At 70.6% G+C, this 17,105-nt stretch carries 20 protein-coding genes; 19 read left to right on the top strand and 1 reads right to left on the bottom strand.

Translation table 11 applies throughout. The annotated features are described in order from the left end of the window. Positions 1-9: 9 nt before the first annotated feature. From VH914_15240 to mscL, 3 genes are all read left to right on the top strand, one after another. Positions 10-519 carry an HIT domain-containing protein gene (locus VH914_15240; protein HEX4492561.1) on the top strand — a complete coding sequence of 170 codons (510 nt, stop codon included), beginning with the start codon at positions 10-12 and terminating at the stop codon, positions 517-519. A gap of 9 nt (positions 520-528) precedes the next feature. After that, positions 529-1,041 carry a hypothetical protein gene (locus tag VH914_15235; GenBank protein ID HEX4492560.1) on the top strand — a complete coding sequence of 171 codons (513 nt, stop codon included), beginning with the start codon at positions 529-531 and terminating at the stop codon, positions 1,039-1,041. A gap of 82 nt (positions 1,042-1,123) precedes the next feature. Next, a complete protein-coding gene (gene mscL, locus VH914_15230; protein ID HEX4492559.1) occupies positions 1,124-1,552 on the top strand; it encodes a large conductance mechanosensitive channel protein MscL in 429 nt (142 codons plus the stop codon). 66 nt (positions 1,553-1,618) lie between these two features. Here mscL and VH914_15225 read toward each other — a convergent pair whose 3' ends face one another. Beyond that, entirely contained in the window at positions 1,619-3,622 is a 2,004-nt protein-coding gene (locus VH914_15225; GenBank protein HEX4492558.1) for an elongation factor G, read from the bottom strand. A 194-nt stretch (positions 3,623-3,816) separates the two neighbouring features. Between VH914_15225 and VH914_15220 the strand changes: the two genes are divergently transcribed. The 16 genes from VH914_15220 (at position 3,817) to VH914_15145 (ending at position 17,075) form a co-directional block, all read left to right on the top strand. Beyond that, entirely contained in the window at positions 3,817-5,481 is a 1,665-nt protein-coding gene (locus VH914_15220) for a cellulase family glycosylhydrolase (protein HEX4492557.1), read from the top strand. A 198-nt stretch (positions 5,482-5,679) separates the two neighbouring features. After that, complete coding sequence (locus VH914_15215; protein HEX4492556.1) at positions 5,680-6,441, top strand: CDP-alcohol phosphatidyltransferase family protein; 762 nt, start codon at positions 5,680-5,682, stop codon at positions 6,439-6,441. A gap of 4 nt (positions 6,442-6,445) precedes the next feature. Next, positions 6,446-7,348: a phosphatidylinositol mannoside acyltransferase gene (locus tag VH914_15210; GenBank protein HEX4492555.1), complete on the top strand. Its 903-nt coding sequence runs from the start codon at positions 6,446-6,448 to the stop codon at positions 7,346-7,348. Beyond that, on the top strand, positions 7,345-8,415 hold the full coding sequence (locus VH914_15205) for a glycosyltransferase family 4 protein (GenBank protein HEX4492554.1): 1,071 nt from the start codon (positions 7,345-7,347) through the stop codon (positions 8,413-8,415). The genes VH914_15210 and VH914_15205 overlap by 4 nt, the downstream gene beginning before the upstream one ends. A 46-nt stretch (positions 8,416-8,461) precedes the next feature. Further along, positions 8,462-9,016 carry a LemA family protein gene (locus tag VH914_15200; protein ID HEX4492553.1) on the top strand — a complete coding sequence of 185 codons (555 nt, stop codon included), beginning with the start codon at positions 8,462-8,464 and terminating at the stop codon, positions 9,014-9,016. Positions 9,017-9,045: 29 nt separating this feature from the next. Continuing rightward, complete coding sequence (htpX, locus tag VH914_15195) at positions 9,046-9,954, top strand: zinc metalloprotease HtpX (protein HEX4492552.1); 909 nt, start codon at positions 9,046-9,048, stop codon at positions 9,952-9,954. 4 nt (positions 9,955-9,958) lie between these two features. Beyond that, a complete protein-coding gene (locus VH914_15190) occupies positions 9,959-10,996 on the top strand; it encodes a DUF3048 domain-containing protein (protein HEX4492551.1) in 1,038 nt (345 codons plus the stop codon). An 85-nt stretch (positions 10,997-11,081) separates the two neighbouring features. Further along, positions 11,082-11,969, top strand: coding sequence for a pyridoxal 5'-phosphate synthase lyase subunit PdxS (gene pdxS / locus VH914_15185; protein HEX4492550.1), 888 nt, complete (start codon positions 11,082-11,084; stop codon positions 11,967-11,969). Between the two features lie 113 nt (positions 11,970-12,082). Beyond that, the gene (gene pdxT / locus VH914_15180; GenBank protein HEX4492549.1) at positions 12,083-12,724 is read left to right on the top strand and encodes a pyridoxal 5'-phosphate synthase glutaminase subunit PdxT; all 642 of its coding nucleotides are present in this window, start codon (positions 12,083-12,085) and stop codon (positions 12,722-12,724) included. 16 nt (positions 12,725-12,740) lie between these two features. Further along, complete coding sequence (locus VH914_15175) at positions 12,741-13,493, top strand: YebC/PmpR family DNA-binding transcriptional regulator (protein HEX4492548.1); 753 nt, start codon at positions 12,741-12,743, stop codon at positions 13,491-13,493. Further along, the gene (locus VH914_15170) at positions 13,490-13,948 is read left to right on the top strand and encodes a peroxiredoxin (GenBank protein HEX4492547.1); all 459 of its coding nucleotides are present in this window, start codon (positions 13,490-13,492) and stop codon (positions 13,946-13,948) included. The genes VH914_15175 and VH914_15170 overlap by 4 nt, the downstream gene beginning before the upstream one ends. A gap of 37 nt (positions 13,949-13,985) precedes the next feature. After that, positions 13,986-14,459, top strand: a complete 474-nt coding sequence (locus VH914_15165) for a (2Fe-2S)-binding protein (GenBank protein ID HEX4492546.1) — start codon at positions 13,986-13,988, stop codon at positions 14,457-14,459. Then, the gene (locus VH914_15160) at positions 14,456-15,277 is read left to right on the top strand and encodes a xanthine dehydrogenase family protein subunit M (protein ID HEX4492545.1); all 822 of its coding nucleotides are present in this window, start codon (positions 14,456-14,458) and stop codon (positions 15,275-15,277) included. Before VH914_15165 ends, VH914_15160 begins: the two co-directional genes overlap by 4 nt. Further along, positions 15,274-15,888: a nucleotidyltransferase family protein gene (locus VH914_15155; GenBank protein HEX4492544.1), complete on the top strand. Its 615-nt coding sequence runs from the start codon at positions 15,274-15,276 to the stop codon at positions 15,886-15,888. The genes VH914_15160 and VH914_15155 overlap by 4 nt, the downstream gene beginning before the upstream one ends. Further along, entirely contained in the window at positions 15,861-16,592 is a 732-nt protein-coding gene (locus VH914_15150; protein HEX4492543.1) for an SRPBCC family protein, read from the top strand. The genes VH914_15155 and VH914_15150 overlap by 28 nt, the downstream gene beginning before the upstream one ends. A 48-nt stretch (positions 16,593-16,640) precedes the next feature. Beyond that, entirely contained in the window at positions 16,641-17,075 is a 435-nt protein-coding gene (locus VH914_15145; GenBank protein HEX4492542.1) for a GNAT family N-acetyltransferase, read from the top strand. The last annotated feature ends 30 nt before the right edge of the window (positions 17,076-17,105 follow it).

The following is a 17,105-nucleotide window of genomic DNA, read 5'->3' as shown; positions in this document are numbered from 1 at the left end:
CGTGCCGACATGACGCTCGATCGACTCTGGGCGGGCTGGCGCTCGCGCTACGTCTCCGAGATCGCCGGTGTGCCCGACCACGAGTGCTTCCTCTGCGCGCTGTGCGCGCTTCCTCGCGAATCGTGCTGCACCGAGGACACGCTCGTGCTCGAGCGCACCGACACGACGGTCACCGTGATGAACCTCTATCCGTACGGGTCGGGGCACCTGCTCGTCGCGCCCTGCCGCCACGAGGCCGACCTCGACGGTCTGAGCGACACCGAAGCGGACGCGGTCATGCGCGCGCTGCGCCGGACGGTGCGCGCGATCAAGGCCGCCTACGGACCCGACGGCGTGAACGTGGGGATGAACCTGGGCGCCGCCGCCGGTGCGGGCGTGCCCGGGCATCTGCACGCGCACGCGCTCCCACGCTGGCAGGGCGACACGAACTTCATGACCGCGGTCGCCGAGGTGCGGGTGCTCCCCGAAGACCTCGCGACGGGCTGGCACAAACTGCGAGCGGCCTGGCCTTCCGAATAGCGTCGGGTCGTGGCCGACGAGACCGACGACGTTCCCGAGCGGGCGTACAGCGACGCGCTGCCCGACGACCTCGACGTCGAGGCGTACGTCGGTGCGTATCTCTTCCCCGACATCAAGCGCCGTCGCATCGCGGGCACGCTCTACGCGGTGATCGCGATCGCGTGCGCCGTTGCCTTCGCGGCGAGCTCGAACGGCGGGCTGCTCGCGGCGGCGGTCATCCTGGCGCTCGTCGCGCTCTACCACTTCGTGACCGCGTGGCCGTTGCGCGTCGACCAGACCGAGTCGCTCGCGATCGCGAGCCGCACGGTCGGGTTCCCGGTCGGCCACGCGTCCGCGCAGCTCGCGTGGCGCGGGCTGCTGAGCCGGCCGGCGTGGCGGATCCTGCTGTACAGCGCCGACGAGCCGCCGAGCGTGCGCGGCCTCGTCGAGCTCGACGCCGTCGACGGTCACGTGCTCGGCGAGTACACCGAGGCGAACCCCGAGGACTGGTCCGAGTTCGGTCTCGACGGCCCGTCGACGTAGTCGCGAGCTTCCGCGAATCCGCGCCGCGCCCTGAGTACGGTGCTTCGCGCCCGCGGACGGAAGGGATCCCGTCGTGAAGCAGCTGTGGAAGGACTTCAAGGCGTTCGCGCTGCGCGGCGTCGTGCTCGACCTCGCGGTCGCGGTCGTGATCGGCGCGGCGTTCAAGGCGATCGTCGACTCGTTCGTGAACGACGTGTTCACGCCGATCGTCGCCGCGCTGTTCGGCAAGCCCGACTTCACCGACCTCGGGCTGACGCTGCGGCACTGCGCGCCCGCGGCCAAGGCCGCGAAGAGCTGCCGCCAGTCGGTGGTGCACTACGGCAACTTCCTCACTCAGATCACGAACTTCGTGATCGTCGCGGCCGCGGTGTTCGTGATGATCAAGGCGTTCGAGCGGCTGCGCACGCTGCGCCTGCTCGCGGTCGAGACCGGCGAGGTACCCGTCGCGGTCGACGAGGTCACGTTGCTCACCGAGATCCGCGACCTGCTGCGCGAGCAGGCAAGCGAGTGAGAGACGCGCTCCCGCAGGAACAACTCGCTACCTGAGGCGTGAGGAGCGGCGAGCGCGACCAGCAAGCTACGCGCGCACGGGCTCCGGGTTCACACTCGCGCGCACCTTCTCGACGAGGTGTGACGGCACCGGGTCGTAGTGCGAGTGCTCGGCGACGAAGCGACCGCGCCCGCCCGTCATCGACCGCAGGTCGATCGAGTAGCGCAGGATCTCCGACGTCGGCACCGACGCGGTGATCTCGACCTCGCCGTGCCCGACCGACGCCGACCCCTGGATGCGACCGCGCTTGGAGTTGAGGTCGCCCATCACGTCGCCCTGGTTCGCCTCCGGCACGGTCACGGTCAACGTGCTGATCGGCTCGAGCAGGATCGGGTTCGCCTTCGCCATCGCCTCCTGGAAGCCGATCGAGCCGGCCATGCGGAAGCTCATCTCCGAGCTGTCGACGGGGTGGTGCTTGCCGTCGTAGACGGTCGCCTTCACGTCGACGACGGGGAACCCGAAGTGGCCGCCGCGCTCCATCGTCTCGGCGACGCCCTTCTCGACGGCGGGGATGAACTGGCGGGGGATCGAGCCACCCACGATCGCGTCGGCGAACTCGAAGCCGCCGCCGCGCTCCTTCGGCTCGAGCCGCACCCACGCGACGCCGAACTGCCCGTGCCCGCCGGTCTGCTTCTTGTACTTGCCCTCCGCCTCGGCGAGCTGCGTGATCGTCTCGCGGTAAGGAACGCGCACCTCTTCGGTGTCGACGCTCACGCCGAACTTGCGCGCGAGCTTCTCGAGCGCGATCGACACGTGCGTCTCGCCCATGCCCCACAGCAGTGTCTGGTGCGTCTCCGCGTTGCGCTCGAGCCGCAGCGCGGGGTCCTCGTCCTGCAGGCGGTGCAGCGCGTTGGCGAGCTTGTCCTCGTCGCCCTTCGAGTGCGCCTTGATCGCGACCGCGAGCACGGGACTGGGTGACTCGATCGCGTCGACCTCGACCGTCGACCCCTTCACGCTCAGCACGTCGCCGGTCGCGGTGTCGCTGAGCTTCGCGACCGCGGCGACGTCGCCGGCTTCGAGCGTTGCCGCCGTCTCCTGTTCCTTCCCGCGCATCACGAACAGCTGGTGCAACCGCTCGTCGGAGCGCGTGCGGTTGTTCGAGAGCGTGTCATCGGTCTTCAACGAGCCCTGCATGACGCGGAAGAGGTTCACGCGCCCGACGTACGGGTCGACGATCGTCTTGAACACGAGCGCGGCCGCGGGGCCGTCGCCGACCCTCGGCGCGGGCGCCTCCTCGACGAGGAAGCGGATGAGCCGATCGACGCCGACGAGCTTGGTGGCGCTGCCGCACAGCACCGGGAAGACGGTCGCCTGCGCGATGCCGCTCGCGAGCGCGGACGCGAGCTCCGACGACTCGATCTTCTCGTCGTTGAGGTAGCGCTCCATGAGATCGTCCTCGGCGATGACGATGCCCTCGATGAGCGCGTCGTGCACCGAGTGCTCCTCGTACTCCATCTCCGACGGGATCTCGCCCGCCGTGCCCGCGGCCTTGCTGCCGTCGTACGTGATCGCGGTGTCGGTGAGCAGCTCGATGATGCCGTGGAGCGCGGATTCCTCACCGATCGGGAGCTGCAGCGGCGCGACGCCCGGGCCGAACTTCTCCTTCAGGTCGTCGAGCGTGCGGGAGAACGACGCGCGCTCGCGATCGAGCTTGTTCACGAAGATCGCGCGCGGCAGACCGAGGTCCTCGGCCATCGACCACGCGACTTCCGTCTGCACTTCGACCCCTTCGACCGCGGATACGACGAAGAGCGCAAGATCCGCGGCGCGCAACGCGGCGGAGACGTCGCCGACGAAGTCCGCGTAACCGGGCGTGTCGACGAGGTTCACCTTGTGCCCGTCGCTCTCGAACGGCGCGAGCGCGAGCGACACGGAGATGCCGCGGCGTTGCTCTTCGGGGTCGAAGTCGCAGACCGTGTTGTGGTCCTCGATGCGTCCCATCCTCGGGATCGCGCCGGCGGCGAAGAGCAGGGCCTCGGCGAGCGAGGTCTTGCCCGCCCCGCCGTGTCCGACGAGGGCGACGTTGCGCAATCTCGAAGTCGGGAACGTGTTCACGGAACCCCCCGTGTCGGTTGCTGCGCGGTGATTGTAGGAAGCCGTTCTCTCACGGTCACCCCGCAACGTTGGGCGGATGTTGTCTCACCGTCCGCGACCACTGCGCCGATGCGAAGACGTCATCAGGGCTGGAAGGGCGGGGGTGTGTCGTGGATGCGAATCGAACGGGCATGAAGTGGACGCGGCGTCACGTGACGGCGTTGGTCGCGGCAACGTTGGCCTTGGGCGTGGTGCCTGCGGTCGTCGCGCTGCCGACCACGCCCGCGGCGGCGTCGGTTGCGATCTCGAACATCGGGAACCAGCAGCCGAGCCTCCCGTGGGAGTCGCACTCGAAGATGATCGCCGACCTCGACGCGGTCGCGGCGACCGGTATGACGTGGGTTCGCACCGACTTCTACTGGCCGCTGATGGAGCCGGGCCGCGGTCAGTTCTCGTGGGGCGCGACCGACGAGTTCGTGCGCGCCGCGACGGCGCGCGGACTGCACGTGCTCGCAGTACCCGACTACACGCCCGCGTGGGCGAGCTCGGGTCCGACCGATCACTACCCGCCGCGCAACCTCTCCGACTACGCGAGCTTCGTCGCCGCCGCGACGAGTCGCTACGCGCCGATGGGCGTGCACGCGTGGGAGATCTGGAACGAGCCGAACCGCGCGTCGTTCTGGCTGCCGAAGGCAGACCCGCCGACGTACACGCACCTGTTGCAGCAGGCGTACGCGGCGATCAAGCACGTCGACTCGCACGCGACGGTGATCAGCGGTGGTCTGTCACCCGCGGGTGACGACGGCCTGAACATGGCGCCGCAGACGTTCCTCGACGCGATGTACCGCAACGGTGCGCGCGGCTCGTTCGACGCGGTCGGGTACCACCCGTACTCGTGGCCGTACCCGCCGATGTACGCCGCGGGTTGGAACACCTTCTATCAAACGCCCAACGTGCACGCGATCATGTCGCACTACGGCGACGGTGCGAAGCAGATCTGGGGCACCGAAACGGGATGGCCGACGGGCACCGGTCGCTACGCGGTGAGCGAGGGCACGCAGGCGCAGTACACCGTCGACGCGATCCGCCAGTGGGAGAGCTGGAGCTTCCACGGGCCGTTCTTCCTCTACACGATCCACGACCTCGGGACGAACTCGAACGCGTGGGATCAGAACATGGGCATGCTCGACTACCACGGCTCGCCCAAGCCAGTCGCCGCCGCGGTGACCGCGCTCCTCGCGGGCGCGGGCATCCCGAGCGTGACGCCGGGCGCGGGCACGCAGGTCGCGCCGTATTCGGGCACCGCGACGTTGCACGTCCCGGTGACGCTCGACCAGCCGAGTCGCAACGCGGTGAGCGTCGCGTACACAACGCTGTCGCTGCCGCCGAACGTGAACGCACGCGCGGGCGTCGACTACGACGCGCGGTCGGGCACGGTGACGTTCGCGCCGGGACAGACGCGCGCCGACGTCGCGATCACGATCCGCGCCGCGCACGGCGCGGTGTCGCACGACATCTTCTTCGTGCGCTTCCACGATCCGACCAACGCCGTGCTCGGTGGCTACTTCGGCCTCGGGATCGGCGTGATCACTCCCGGGCCGGGCGCCGGGGCCGTGCCGCCCTCGACCCACGGCACCGGCCCGGGCGTTCCGTTCGAGAACGCGCTCCACAAGGCGGGCTCGTCGGGTTCGGTCGGGGGCGCATTGGGCTCGGCCGCGCACCTCACCGCGGCCGAACGGGCCGCGATCTGCGGCTCGGCCCACCGGGCCATGCCCGACCACCGGATCGCGCGGCCGCACCCACGACCCGGCACCTTCTGCGCGGTCGATCTCTCGACCCGCGGCACCGCGGCGTAGCGGGAGCAGGCCGCTCCACCCCGGCCTTCCCGCACGTCGACGGTTGCCCGATCCGCCGGCGACCACCCCCCGGGTCGCCAGCGGATCGGGGCGTCGGTGGTAGCGTTGCTCGCGAACGCGAGCGCGTCGGCAGTGGGTCGGTAGGGGCCCGCCGAGCGGCCGAGGGGCCGGACCGACGCGGAAGGGACGTAACCGCGGATGCTCGACCGACACTGGCGGGCGGGAGTCGAGAAGGGTCTCCAGCCGCTGGGTGAGCGGCTGCGCCGCATCGGTGTGACTCCGGACGCCCTCACCGGCTTCGGCCTCGTCGCCTCCGCGGTGACCGCGATCCTCATCGGGTCCGGCCACCTCATCTTCGGTGCGGTCGGCATCGCGGTCAGCGGCCTCGGGGACCTCCTCGACGGCGCGGTCGCGCGCCGCACCGGCCAGGCGACCGCCCGCGGCGCCTTCTTCGACTCCGTCGCCGACCGGGTCTCCGACGCGCTCCTGCTCGGTGGCGTCGCCTGGTACCTGGCCCCCCGCAACCCGCACCTCCCGGTCCTCGTGCTCGCGGTCGCGGGCCTCTCGATGGTGATCTCCTACGAGCGGGCCAAGGCTGAGTCGCTCGGGCTCCAGGCGCGCGGTGGACTCATGGAGCGGGCCGAGCGGTTCGTGTTCCTCGGCGCCGGCTGCCTCTTCGGGATCCTCGTGCCCGTGCTCTGGGTGATGCTCGTGCTCACCGCAGTCACGGCGAGCCAGCGGTTCGTGATCGTGTGGCGCCAGGCCGACCGCCCGGTCCGTCCGCCCCGACCGCAGCGCGACGCCCGCCGCGAGGCCCGCCGCGAACGCCGCCCGTTCCGGTCGCCCGGTCACGAGGGTTCGACGCCGGCCCTGCGCCAGTGGTGGGAGACGCGCCGGCCGCGCGACCGCGACCGATCGAAGCCCCGCCACCTCTCTTCGCGGCGGCGCACCCGGCCCTGAATCGGTGCCCTCCATTCCCCAGCGCGTCACGTATCTCGGTTACCGCGCGGGCGCGGTGATCGCGCAGGCGCTCCCGACCGCAGTGAGCGAGCCGATCGCCAACGGCGTCGGCCGCGCGCTGATGCACGCGATGCCCGGCCGGCGCGCGATGGCGACGCGCCACCTCCGTCGCGCGAGCGGCGGGACGCTCGAGGGGCGCGCGCTCGACGCCGCGGTGGGAGCGATGTTCGACTCGTACGCTCGCTACTGGCTCGAGATGTTCCGGCTGCCGCACGACTCGCCGACCACGATCGAGTCGCACTTCGAGATCGTGGGCGAGGAGCACCTCTGGGCCGGCTTCGCGGCCGGGAAGGGCGTGATCGTTGCGCTGCCGCATCTCGGCGGGTGGGAGTACGCGGGTGCGTGGTTCGCGCGGGTCGAGCACGGCAGCATCCTCGTCGTCGTCGAGCCCGTCGAGCCGCCCGAGCTCTTCGAGTGGTTCGTGAAGGTGCGCGCCGCGATGGGGATGGAGGTCGTCGCGCTCGGACCCGAGGCCGCGCGCACGACGTTGAAAGCGCTGCGCGACAACCGCGCGGTCGCGCTCGTGAGCGATCGCGACCTGCGCGGCGACGGCATCGAGGTCGAGTTCTTCGGTGAGCGCACGACGATGCCCGCGGGACCGGCGACCCTCGCGCTGCGGACCGGCGCCGTGATCCTCCCGGTGGCGGTGTACTTCCGGCCGGGCGGCGGCCATCATGCCGTGGTGCGGCCGCCCCTCGACACGTCCCGGCAGGGGAGCCTGCGCGAGGACGTGGCCCGCATCACGCAGTCGCTCGCGCAGGAGTTCGAGGCGCTGATCTCGACCGAGCCGCGGCAGTGGCACCTCATGCAGCCGAACTGGCCCAGCGACCGAGTCGCGGCGCAGTGAGGGTGCTCATGGTGTGCCCGTACTCGCTGACGCAGCACGGCGGGGTGCAGGCGCAGGCGATCGGACTGACGCGCGAGCTGCGCAAGCTCGGGGTCGACGTGCGGTTGCTCGGACCGTGCGACGGACCGCCGCCGGGACCGGGAATGATCTCGATCGGTCCGAGCCGGCACTGGGAGAGCAACGGATCGTTCGCGCCGATCGCGGCCGGCAAGGCGGTCGCGCAGCGCACGATCGACGCGACCGAGCGGCTCGCGCCCGACGTCGTGCATCTGCACGAGCCGATCGTGCCGGGTCCGACGCTCGCGCTGCTCGTCGACCGCGACGCGCCGACCATCGGTACGTTCCACATCGCCGGCGACGTCGGTCGTGAATGGCTGGTGCCGCCGTTGCGGCCGTCGCTCGAACGACTCTCGGCGCGCGTCGCCGTGTCGGAGGCCGCGCGCGCGACCGCGGCGCGCGTCTATGGGCCGCAGGACATCACGGTGTTGTGGAACGGCATCGAGGTCGAACGCTTCGCGTCGGCGGAGCCGTGGCCGACGCGCAAGCCGGTCGTGCTCTTCGTCGGCCGGCACGAGCCGCGCAAGGGACTCAGCGTGCTGCTCGACGCGTGGGCCGGCATCGATCGTGACGCGGTGCTCTGGGTCGCGGGCCGCGGGCCGCAGACCGACTCGCTCCGGCGCCGCAACGTCCCGAACGTCGAATGGCTCGGCCCGGTCCACGACGACGAACGCAACCGGCGACTCCGCGCCGCGACCGTCTTCTGCGCGCCCGCGGTGCGCAGCGAATCCTTCGGTGTCGTGCTGCTCGAGGCGATGGCCGCGGACGCCCCGGTCGTCGCGTCCCGCATCGACGGCTATGCGAACGTCGCGCGTGACGGCCGGGAGGCGTTGCTCGCAACGCCCGACGACCCCGCGGCGTTGAGGAGCGTGCTCCAGCAGGTGCTCGACGACGCCGCGCTGCGCGATCGGCTCCGCATCGCCGGCCGGGAGCGGGCCGACCAACTGTCGATGGCCCGGCTGGCCGAGTCCTATGCGGACCTGTACGAGGAAGCCGTGAAACGGGGCTGACCGGTCCTACACTGGCGATTCCCCAGTCGCGAAAGGTGGAGCCGTCGTGCTCGCACTGATCATCATCATCGTCATCGTCGTCCTACTGCTGCTGTTCTTCATCGCGCAGTACAACGGCCTGGTTCGGCTCCGCAACCGTGTCGACAACTCGTGGTCGCAGATCGACGTGCAGCTCAAGCGCCGGCACGATCTCATCCCGAACCTCATCGAGACGGTCAAGGGCTACGCCGCGCACGAGCAGGGCACGTTCGAGAAGGTCGTGCAGGCCCGCAACGCCGCGATCAGCGCTCAGGGTCCGCAGGAGTCGGCCCAGGCCGAGAACGTCCTCACCGGCGCGTTGAAGTCGATCTTCGCGCTCGCCGAGGCGTACCCCGACCTCAAGGCGAACCAGAACTTCCTCTCGTTGCAGGAAGAGCTGACCTCCACAGAGGACCGCATCTCCTACGCGCGGCAGTTCTACAACGACAGCGTCCTGAAGTACGACAACAAGCTGGAGACGTTCCCGGCGAACACGATCGCCGGCATGTTCAACTTCCAGCCGCGCGAGTACTTCAAGACCGACGATCCGGCCGACCACGAGGTCCCGAAGGTCCAGTTCTAGGCCGACTCTCCCGGTCCCGAGGTCCTCCGGTGTACGAGCAGATCGCCGCGAACAAACGGCGCACGATCGTGATGATCGTGCTCTTCGCGTTGCTCGTCTTCGCGGTCGTCGCGGTCATCAACTACTTCACGCGTTTCGGTCTCATCGGCTTCGTGATCGCAGCCGTGATCGCGATCGGCGGCTCGTTCGTCTCGTACTACAACTCCGACAAGGTCGCGCTCGCGATGAGTCGCGCGAAGCCGGCCGACGAGAAGTCGTACGCCCGCTACCACAACCTCGTCGAAGGTCTGTGCATCGCGGCGGGTCTGCCGAAGCCGCGGCTGTACGTGATCGACGACCCCGCGCCGAACGCGTTCGCGACCGGTCGCAACCCGCAGCACGCCGCGATCGCGGTCACGTCCGGCCTGCTCGAGAAGATGAACCGGGTCGAGCTCGAAGGTGTGCTCGCACACGAGCTCAGCCACGTGAAGAACTACGACACGTTGGTGATGACGCTCGCGGTCACGATGGTCGGGATCATCGCGCTGCTCTCCGACTTCTTCCTGCGCTTCATGTTCTGGGGCGGCGCGCGCGACCGGAACGACAACAACGACGCGGGACCGCTCGGCGCGATCTTCGCGGTTCTCGGGCTCTTGTTGCTGCTCCTCGCGCCGATCGTCGCGTCGCTCATGCAGTTCGCGATCAGCCGCCGCCGTGAGTACCAGGCCGACGCATCGGGCGTGCTGCTCACGCGCTACCCGCCGGGTCTCGTCTCCGCGCTCGAGAAGTTGAAGGACGACCACACGGTGATCCACACCGCGTCGAAGGCGACGGCGCACCTCTGGATCGAGAGCCCGCTCGACGACGACAACGCGTCGGGCCCGGCGTCGAAGTTCAACCATCTCTTCGACACGCACCCGCCACTCGACGAGCGGATCAAAATCCTCAAGGCGATGTAGCGCGTTGAACTTTCGAGAACGACGAACCCAGGTCATCGCGGCCGCGGTGGCGATCGTCATCGTGCTCGTCGCGGCCGGCTTCGCGCTGAGCGGCGGTCACAAGAAGGCATCGTCGCCGACGACCACCGCGGTGGCCGCCACGACGAGCACGACCGCGAAGCGTCGAGTTCCGCCGGGCGGTGTCATCGCGCCGCTGACGGGTCAGCGCGACGTCACCGGTGCGTCGGTGACCCGCCCCGCGCTCACCGTCAAGGTCGAGAACACCCACGCCGCGTACCCGCAGATCGGGGTGGCGGCGGCGGACGTCGTGTACGAAGAGGTCGTCGAGGGTGGGATCACCCGGCTCCTCGCGATCTACAACTCGCAGGTGCCGCCCACCGTCGGGCCCATCCGCTCCGTGCGCCGCACCGATCAGAGCGTCGTCACGCCCGTCGGCGGGATCTTCGTGTACTCCGGCGGCGCCGCGTACGCGATCCAGAGCATCGAGACCGCGCCGGTCACGCTCGTCGACGAGACGCGCGCCGGCAGCGCGATGTTCCGCGTCCACTCGCGCATCAAGCCGCACAACTTGTTCGGTCATGCAGCGCAGCTGTTTGCGTTCGGCGCCAAGCCGGTGCCGCCACCCCCGCTGTTCTCCTACCGCGCCGCGAACCAGGCGCCCGGCGGTGTGGCCGCGACCCAGTTCCACGTCGGTCTCGGCAGTGGTTTCGGGGTGTCGTACGCCTACAACGCGACGACGAGCACGTGGGGTCGGACGGTCGACGATCCGTCGGTCGAAGCGGCCACACCGGAGAACCCGCGCAACGTCATCGTGATGTTCGTCGACTACGTCGGTGGGGTCGGCGTCATCGGCTCGGAGGCGAACCTCGTGGGGTCCGGGAACGCGACCGTCTTCACCGGCGGGCACCGCGTCGACGGGCGGTGGTTGCGGCCCGACCGCGCGAAGCCGGCGCGTTTCGTCGACGCGACGGGCAAGACCATCGGCCTCACCCCCGGGCAGACCTGGGTCGAGCTTGCCCCGACGGGTACGCCCGTTTCCTGATCGTTCCGTGCCCACGCGGCCGAAGCCGGGAGCGGAGCGAGCGAATTAGCATGGGTTCTCCAGCCGTCCAACGAGGGGATTCGTGATGTCGGAACCGCGCACGACGGGCACGGTGCGGGTCAAGCGGGGCCTCGCCGAGATGCTGCGCGGCGGCGTGATCATGGACGTCGTCACGCCCGAGCAGGCCAAGATCGCCGAGGACGCCGGCGCGGTCGCGGTGATGGCCCTCGAGCGGGTGCCGGCCGACATCCGCCGCGACGGCGGCGTCGCCCGCATGAGCGACCCCGCGATGATCGAGGGGATCAAGGCCACGGTCACGATCCCCGTGATGGCGAAGTGCCGCATCGGCCACTTCGCCGAGGCCCAGGTGCTCGAGGCGCTCGGCGTCGACTACATCGACGAGTCCGAGGTGCTCACGCCGGCCGACGAGGCGTACCACGTCGACAAGTGGACCTTCTCGGCGCCGTTCGTGTGCGGCGCGACGAACCTCGGTGAGGCGCTCCGCCGCATCTCCGAGGGCGCGTGCCTCATCCGCTCGAAGGGTGAGGCCGGCACCGGCAACATCGTCGAGGCGGTCCGTCATCTCCGCTCGATCCTCGGCGACATCCGCCGACTCACGGCCGCACCCGCCGAGGAGCGCTACGGCTGGGCGAAGGAGCTGCGCGCACCGGTCGAGCTCGTGACCGAGGTCGCGGAGCGGGGAGAGCTGCCGGTTCCGCTGTTCTGCGCGGGTGGCATCGCGACTCCGGCCGACGCGTCGCTCGTGATGCAGTTGGGCGCGCAGTCGGTGTTCGTCGGGAGTGGCATCTTCAAGTCGTCGGATCCCGCGTCACGCGCGAAGGCGATCGTCGAGGCGACCACGCACTACGCCGACGCCGCGATCGTCGCCAAGGTCTCGCGCAGTCTCGGTGACGCGATGCGCGGCGAAGAGATCTCGGATCTCGACGTCAAGCTCGCCGAGCGCGGCTGGTAAGGAGCGGTCCTGAAGATCGGGATCCTCGCGCTGCAGGAGCGGCGAGCGGCCGCGAGGCGGGTATCCCGCCGAGCCGCGAGCGCGACCATGCGCGCGAAGCGGTCGGGAGGGTCGTGAAGGTCGGGATCCTTGCGCTGCAAGGCGCGTTCCGCGAGCACGCAGAGGCGTTCGACGCCATCGGTGCCGACGCGGTGCTCGTGCGCACACCCGAACAGCTTGCGGGCGTCGACGCGCTCGCGATTCCCGGCGGTGAGTCGACGACGATCGACAAGCTGCTCGATTCGTCGGGCCTGCGGGAACCGGTCGCGACGCTCGTGCGCGACGGCATGCCCGCGCTGGCCACGTGCGCGGGACTCATCGTGCTCGCGCGCGAGGTCACGGGCGACGCGCTCGCAGGAACGGGCGGGTCGCGGAGCGGAACACCCGATCTCGTGACGGAGGCGTCAGGAGCGGCCAGCGCAGCGAGTGCGACCAGAAGGCTCGCGCTGCTCGACGTCACGGTGCGCCGCAACGGCTACGGGCGTCAGGTCGACTCCTTCGAGGCCGCGCTCGCGGTGAAGGGTCTGCCCGGTGGTCCGTTCGAGGGCGTCTTCATCCGCGCGCCCGTCATCGAGACCGTCGGCGCCGAGGTCGAGACGCTCGCCGAGCACGACGGGAAACCGGTCCTCGTCCGCCAGGGTGCGATCTGGGCCGCTACGTTCCATCCGGAACTCTCCGGAGACCTGCGGATCCATCAACGGTTCGTGGAGAGCTAGGTACTCGAGGTCCCGCATGTCCGGTCACAGCAAATGGCATTCGATCAAGCACAAGAAGGGCGCGGCCGACGCGGCGCGCGGCAAGCTCTTCGCGGTCCTCATCCGCCAGATCGAGGTCGCGGCGCGCAGCGGGGGCGGTGATCCCGAGTCGAACGCGACGCTCCGCACGATGGTGCAGAAGGCGCGTGACGCGTCGGTCCCCGTCGACACGATCGCGCGCGCGATCAAGCGCGGCACCGGCGAGGAAGAGGGCGTCGTCTACGAGCCCGTGAACTACGAGGGCTACGCGCCGCACGGTGTCGCGGTCTTCGTGCAGGCGCTCACCGACAACCGCAACCGCACCGGCGCGGAGATCAAGAACATCTTCAGTCGCAACGGCGGCAACTTTGCGGAGCCGGGCGCGGTGGCGTGGCAGTTCGAGCGGCGCGGCGAGGTGATGGTCGAGAAGAGCGCGGCGGGGGAGGACGACCTCATGCTCGTCGCGGCCGACGCCGGTGCCGACGACATCGTCGACCTCGGCGATCTGTGGCAGGTCACGACCCCGCCGACCGAGCTGCACGCGGTCCGCACCGCGATCGAGGCCGCGAGCATCAAGGTGAAGGAGAGCGACCTCACGATGGTGCCGACCTCGACGGTCGAGCTCGGCGAGGAGTCCGCGGCGAAGTCGGTGCTCCGGCTCGTCGACGCGCTCGAGGAGCACGACGACGTCGAGGCCGTCTACGCGAACTTCGACATCCCCGAGTCGGTGCTCGACGCGGTGACTGCATGAGTGCCGACGTCGGTGAGGCCGCGCCCGATTTCACGCTGCCCGGCATCGAGAACGGCGTTCGGCGCGACTACACGCTGTCGGAGTACCGCGGGCAGAAGGTCGTGCTCGCGTTCTATCCCGGCGACGACACGCCGGGCTGCACGCGCCAGATGTGCTCGTATCGCGACGAGTTCGCGGTGTTCGAAGGCGTGCAGGCGGTGTTGCTCGGCATCTCGCCGCAGGACGTCGACAGTCACGAGCGTTGGGCGCAGAAGCGGAACCTGCAGTTCCCGCTGCTCGCCGACACCGATCGGGTGGTCGCGCGCGAGTACGGATGCGCAGCGCCGGTGATCGGCATCCGGCGCGCGGTCTACGTGATCGACGGCGAAGGCGTCGTCCGCCACACGGACAAGAAGCTCATCGGGGCGACCTTCGAGAAGGCCGGCAAGCTCGCCGGCATCCTGCAGGGCATCTGACATCTCTTCCGGATCGAGGACTGGGGATCGGGGGCACATGCGGATCGCGATGACGGTGAACGGCCGACCGCAGGCGTACGAGGTCGAGCCGCGCACGCTGCTCGTGCACTTCCTGCGGGAGCCGTGCGCGCTCACGGGCACGAAGGTCGGTTGCGACACGTCGTCGTGCGGCGCGTGCACGGTGCTCGTCGACGGCGAGTCGGTGAAGAGCTGCACGATGCTCGCCGCGCAGGCCGACGGCGCCGCGATCACGACGATCGAGGGGCTCGCGGGTGCGGGCGGTGAGCTGCACCCGATGCAGCAGGCGTTCCAGGAGAACCACGGATTGCAGTGCGGGTTCTGCACCGCGGGCATGGTGATGGCGTCGGTGTCGCTCGTCGCCGAGCACCCCGACCTGAACGAGCGCGACGTGCGCGAAGGGCTCGAAGGAAACCTCTGCCGCTGCACCGGCTACCACAACATCGTGAAGGCCGTGCTCGCCGCGGCCGAGGCCGCGAAGGTGTCGCAGTGATCCCCGCGCCGTTCGACTACGTGCGCGCCGCGTCGGCCGACGAGGCGCTGGCGCTGATCGCGGAGCACGGTGAGGACGCGAAGTTCCTCGCCGGCGGCATGTCGTTGCTGCCGCTGATGAAGCTGCGGCTCGCGACGCCGACGGTGCTCGTCGACGTCGGCCGCGTGCGCGATCTGTCGTACATCCGGGTCGACGGCGACGTCGTGAAGATCGGCGCGCTCACGCGCCACCGCGACCTCGAGGTCGACGCCACGCTCGCGCAGCACTGCGGCGCGCTCCAGGCCGTCGCCGCGCAGGTGGGCGACAACCAGGTGCGCCACCGCGGCACGATCGGCGGCTCGGTCGCACACGGCGATCCCGCGTCGGATCTGCCGGCCGCGTTGCTCGCGCTCGACGCGGAGTTCGTCGTGCGCGGTCCGGGCGGCGACCGGGTCGTGCCCGCGTCCGACTTCTTCCAGGGATTTCTCGAGACCGCGCTCGCGCCCGACGAGCTGCTCGTCGAGATCCGCGTGCGCGCGACGGGCCGCAACGGGTTCTCGTACCAGAAGTTCAACCGCCGCGCGCAGGACTGGGCGATCGTCGGCGCGCTCGCGGTGCGCGGCGACGGCGGCGCGCGCATCGGGCTCGTGAACATGGGTTCGACGCCGTTGCGCGCTCGCGGTGTCGAGGACGCGCTCGCGCAGGGCGCGTCGGTCACCGACGCGTCCGAGCACGCCGACGAGGGCACCGAGCCGTCCGCCGATCTCAACGCGTCGGTCGAGTACCGGCGGCATCTCGCGCGCGTGTTGGTACGCCGCGCCCTCGAAGCCTCGGCTTGATCGCGGTCGCCCTGCTCGCGGCCGGTGCAGGTTCGCGGTACGGCTCGGACCACAAGCTCGCGGCACCGCTCGGCGGGCGCGCGGTCGTGGCGTGGGCGCTCGACGCGGTGCGCGCGTCGGGGCTGGCGCCGGTCGTCGTCGTGGTCGGGCGCGAGGCCGACGCGGTGCTCGCGGCCGGGGATGTGAAGGACGGTGGCGACGAGCTCGTCGCCCGCAACGCACGGTGGGAGTCCGGGATCGCGTCGAGTCTCGTCACCGCGTTGCGCACGCTCGTCGACCGCGCCGAGGTCGACGGCGTCGTGATCGGGCTCGGCGACCAGCCCGCGGTCGGCCCGGAGGCGTACCGGCGGGTCGGCGACGCGTACGATGCGGGCGCCCGGCTCGCGGTCGCGACGTACGCAGGGGTTCGCGGGAACCCCGTGCTGCTCGCCCGGGACCACTGGGACGAGGCCCTCGGGCTCGAGGGCGACGAAGGGGCACGCGTGCTGATGCGCCGGCACCCCGTCGTCGAGGTGCCGTGCGACGGCACCGGCGAGCCGACCGACGTGGACACCCCACACGACCTCGCCGCCCTGGAGGCCCGATGGAGATCAGCGACCGATTCCACGTGAGCACCCCGCTCGCCGAGACCTGGAAGGTGCTGCTCGACATCGAGCGCATCGCACCCTGTCTGCCCGGCGCGCAGCTCGAGGAGATCGACGGCGACGAGTTCCGCGGCGTCGTGAAGGTGAAGGTCGGACCGATCACCGCGCAGTACAAGGGCACCGCGCGCCTCGCCGAGGTCGACGAGGCCCAGCGCCGCATTCTGATCGACGCATCGGGTCGCGACACGCGGGGGCAGGGGAACGCGGCCGCGAAGATCCTCGTGACGATGGAGGGCGACGAATCCGGCACCGACGTGTCGGTGCACACCGACCTCTCGATCACGGGCAAGGTCGCGCAGTTCGGACGGGGCGTGCTCGCCGACGTGTCGGCGAAGCTGCTCGGCCAGTTCGTCGCGCGGCTCGAGACCGACGTGCTGAGCGGCGACGGTGCGAGTGCCGGCGCGCCCGCGGCGCCGGAGCCCGCGCCCGGGCCCGCGCCGACGGTCGTGGGCACGTCGACGTTCGCTGCGCCCGACACCGCGACTGCGCCGTCCCCCTCCCCCCAGAGCACGGGGCCGCGCCGCATCGAGAGCGCCGAGGTCGAGCCCGTCGACCTGCTCGCGACCGCGGGCGCGCCCGTCGGTCGCCGGCTCGTGCCCGTTGCGATCGGCGTGATCGTCGCGTTGGTGCTCCTGCGGGGACGCCGCCGCCGCAAGCGCCGCCGCGCCTGACCCGTGCGCGACTTCGCGATCCGGCGCCTCGAGCGCGGGGACGAGGCGATGCTGACGACGCTCGCGAACGACGGGACGCGCTACGCCGAGGACGGCGAAGACGAATCGGAGTCGCCGCTCCCGCCGGACGACGCGTCGGCGTTCCTCGCCGACGATCACACGCACCTGCTGATCGCGTTCGACGAGGACGCGAGCGATGCGCCGCCCCTCGGCTTCGTCGTCGCGAACGAGCTGCGCCACCGCCACTCCTTCGCGCGCATGCTGATCGTCTACGAGATCGGCGTCGATCGGGAGCACCGTCGTCGCGGCGTCGGCCGCGCGCTGCTCGACGCCGTCGTGGAGATCGCGCGCGACCGCGGTATCCCCGAGGGCTTCGTGCTGACGAACGAGTCGAACCGACCCGCGATGGCGCTCTACGCGGCCGCGGGCGGTACCCGGCCGTCGCTCGACGTCGTCGAATGGGACTTCGACTACCGAACCTGACGCCCCACGCCCGCTCCTCGCCCGGCCTCT

The organism is Acidimicrobiia bacterium (assembly GCA_036271555.1).
In the GTDB taxonomy this organism is placed as follows: Bacteria; Actinomycetota; Acidimicrobiia; order IMCC26256; family PALSA-610; genus DATBAK01.
Note: the sequence above shows the minus strand (reverse complement) of the source record. Positions and strands in the feature narration are given on the sequence as shown.

Excerpts from the sequence above, each read along its gene's own strand:
- pdxS (HEX4492550.1), top strand. The coding sequence starts at position 11,082 with ATGTCGGAACCGCGCACGACGGGCACGGTGCGGGTCAAGCGGGGCCTC.
- VH914_15145 (HEX4492542.1), top strand. The coding sequence starts at position 16,641 with ATGCTGACGACGCTCGCGAACGACGGGACGCGCTACGCCGAGGACGGC.
- VH914_15240 (HEX4492561.1), top strand. The coding sequence starts at position 10 with ATGACGCTCGATCGACTCTGGGCGGGCTGGCGCTCGCGCTACGTCTCC.
- VH914_15170 (HEX4492547.1), top strand. The coding sequence starts at position 13,490 with ATGAGTGCCGACGTCGGTGAGGCCGCGCCCGATTTCACGCTGCCCGGC.
- VH914_15220 (HEX4492557.1), top strand. The coding sequence starts at position 3,817 with ATGAAGTGGACGCGGCGTCACGTGACGGCGTTGGTCGCGGCAACGTTG.
- VH914_15165 (HEX4492546.1), top strand. The coding sequence starts at position 13,986 with ATGCGGATCGCGATGACGGTGAACGGCCGACCGCAGGCGTACGAGGTC.
- VH914_15175 (HEX4492548.1), top strand. The coding sequence starts at position 12,741 with ATGTCCGGTCACAGCAAATGGCATTCGATCAAGCACAAGAAGGGCGCG.
- VH914_15150 (HEX4492543.1), top strand. The coding sequence starts at position 15,861 with ATGGAGATCAGCGACCGATTCCACGTGAGCACCCCGCTCGCCGAGACC.
- VH914_15215 (HEX4492556.1), top strand. The coding sequence starts at position 5,680 with ATGCTCGACCGACACTGGCGGGCGGGAGTCGAGAAGGGTCTCCAGCCG.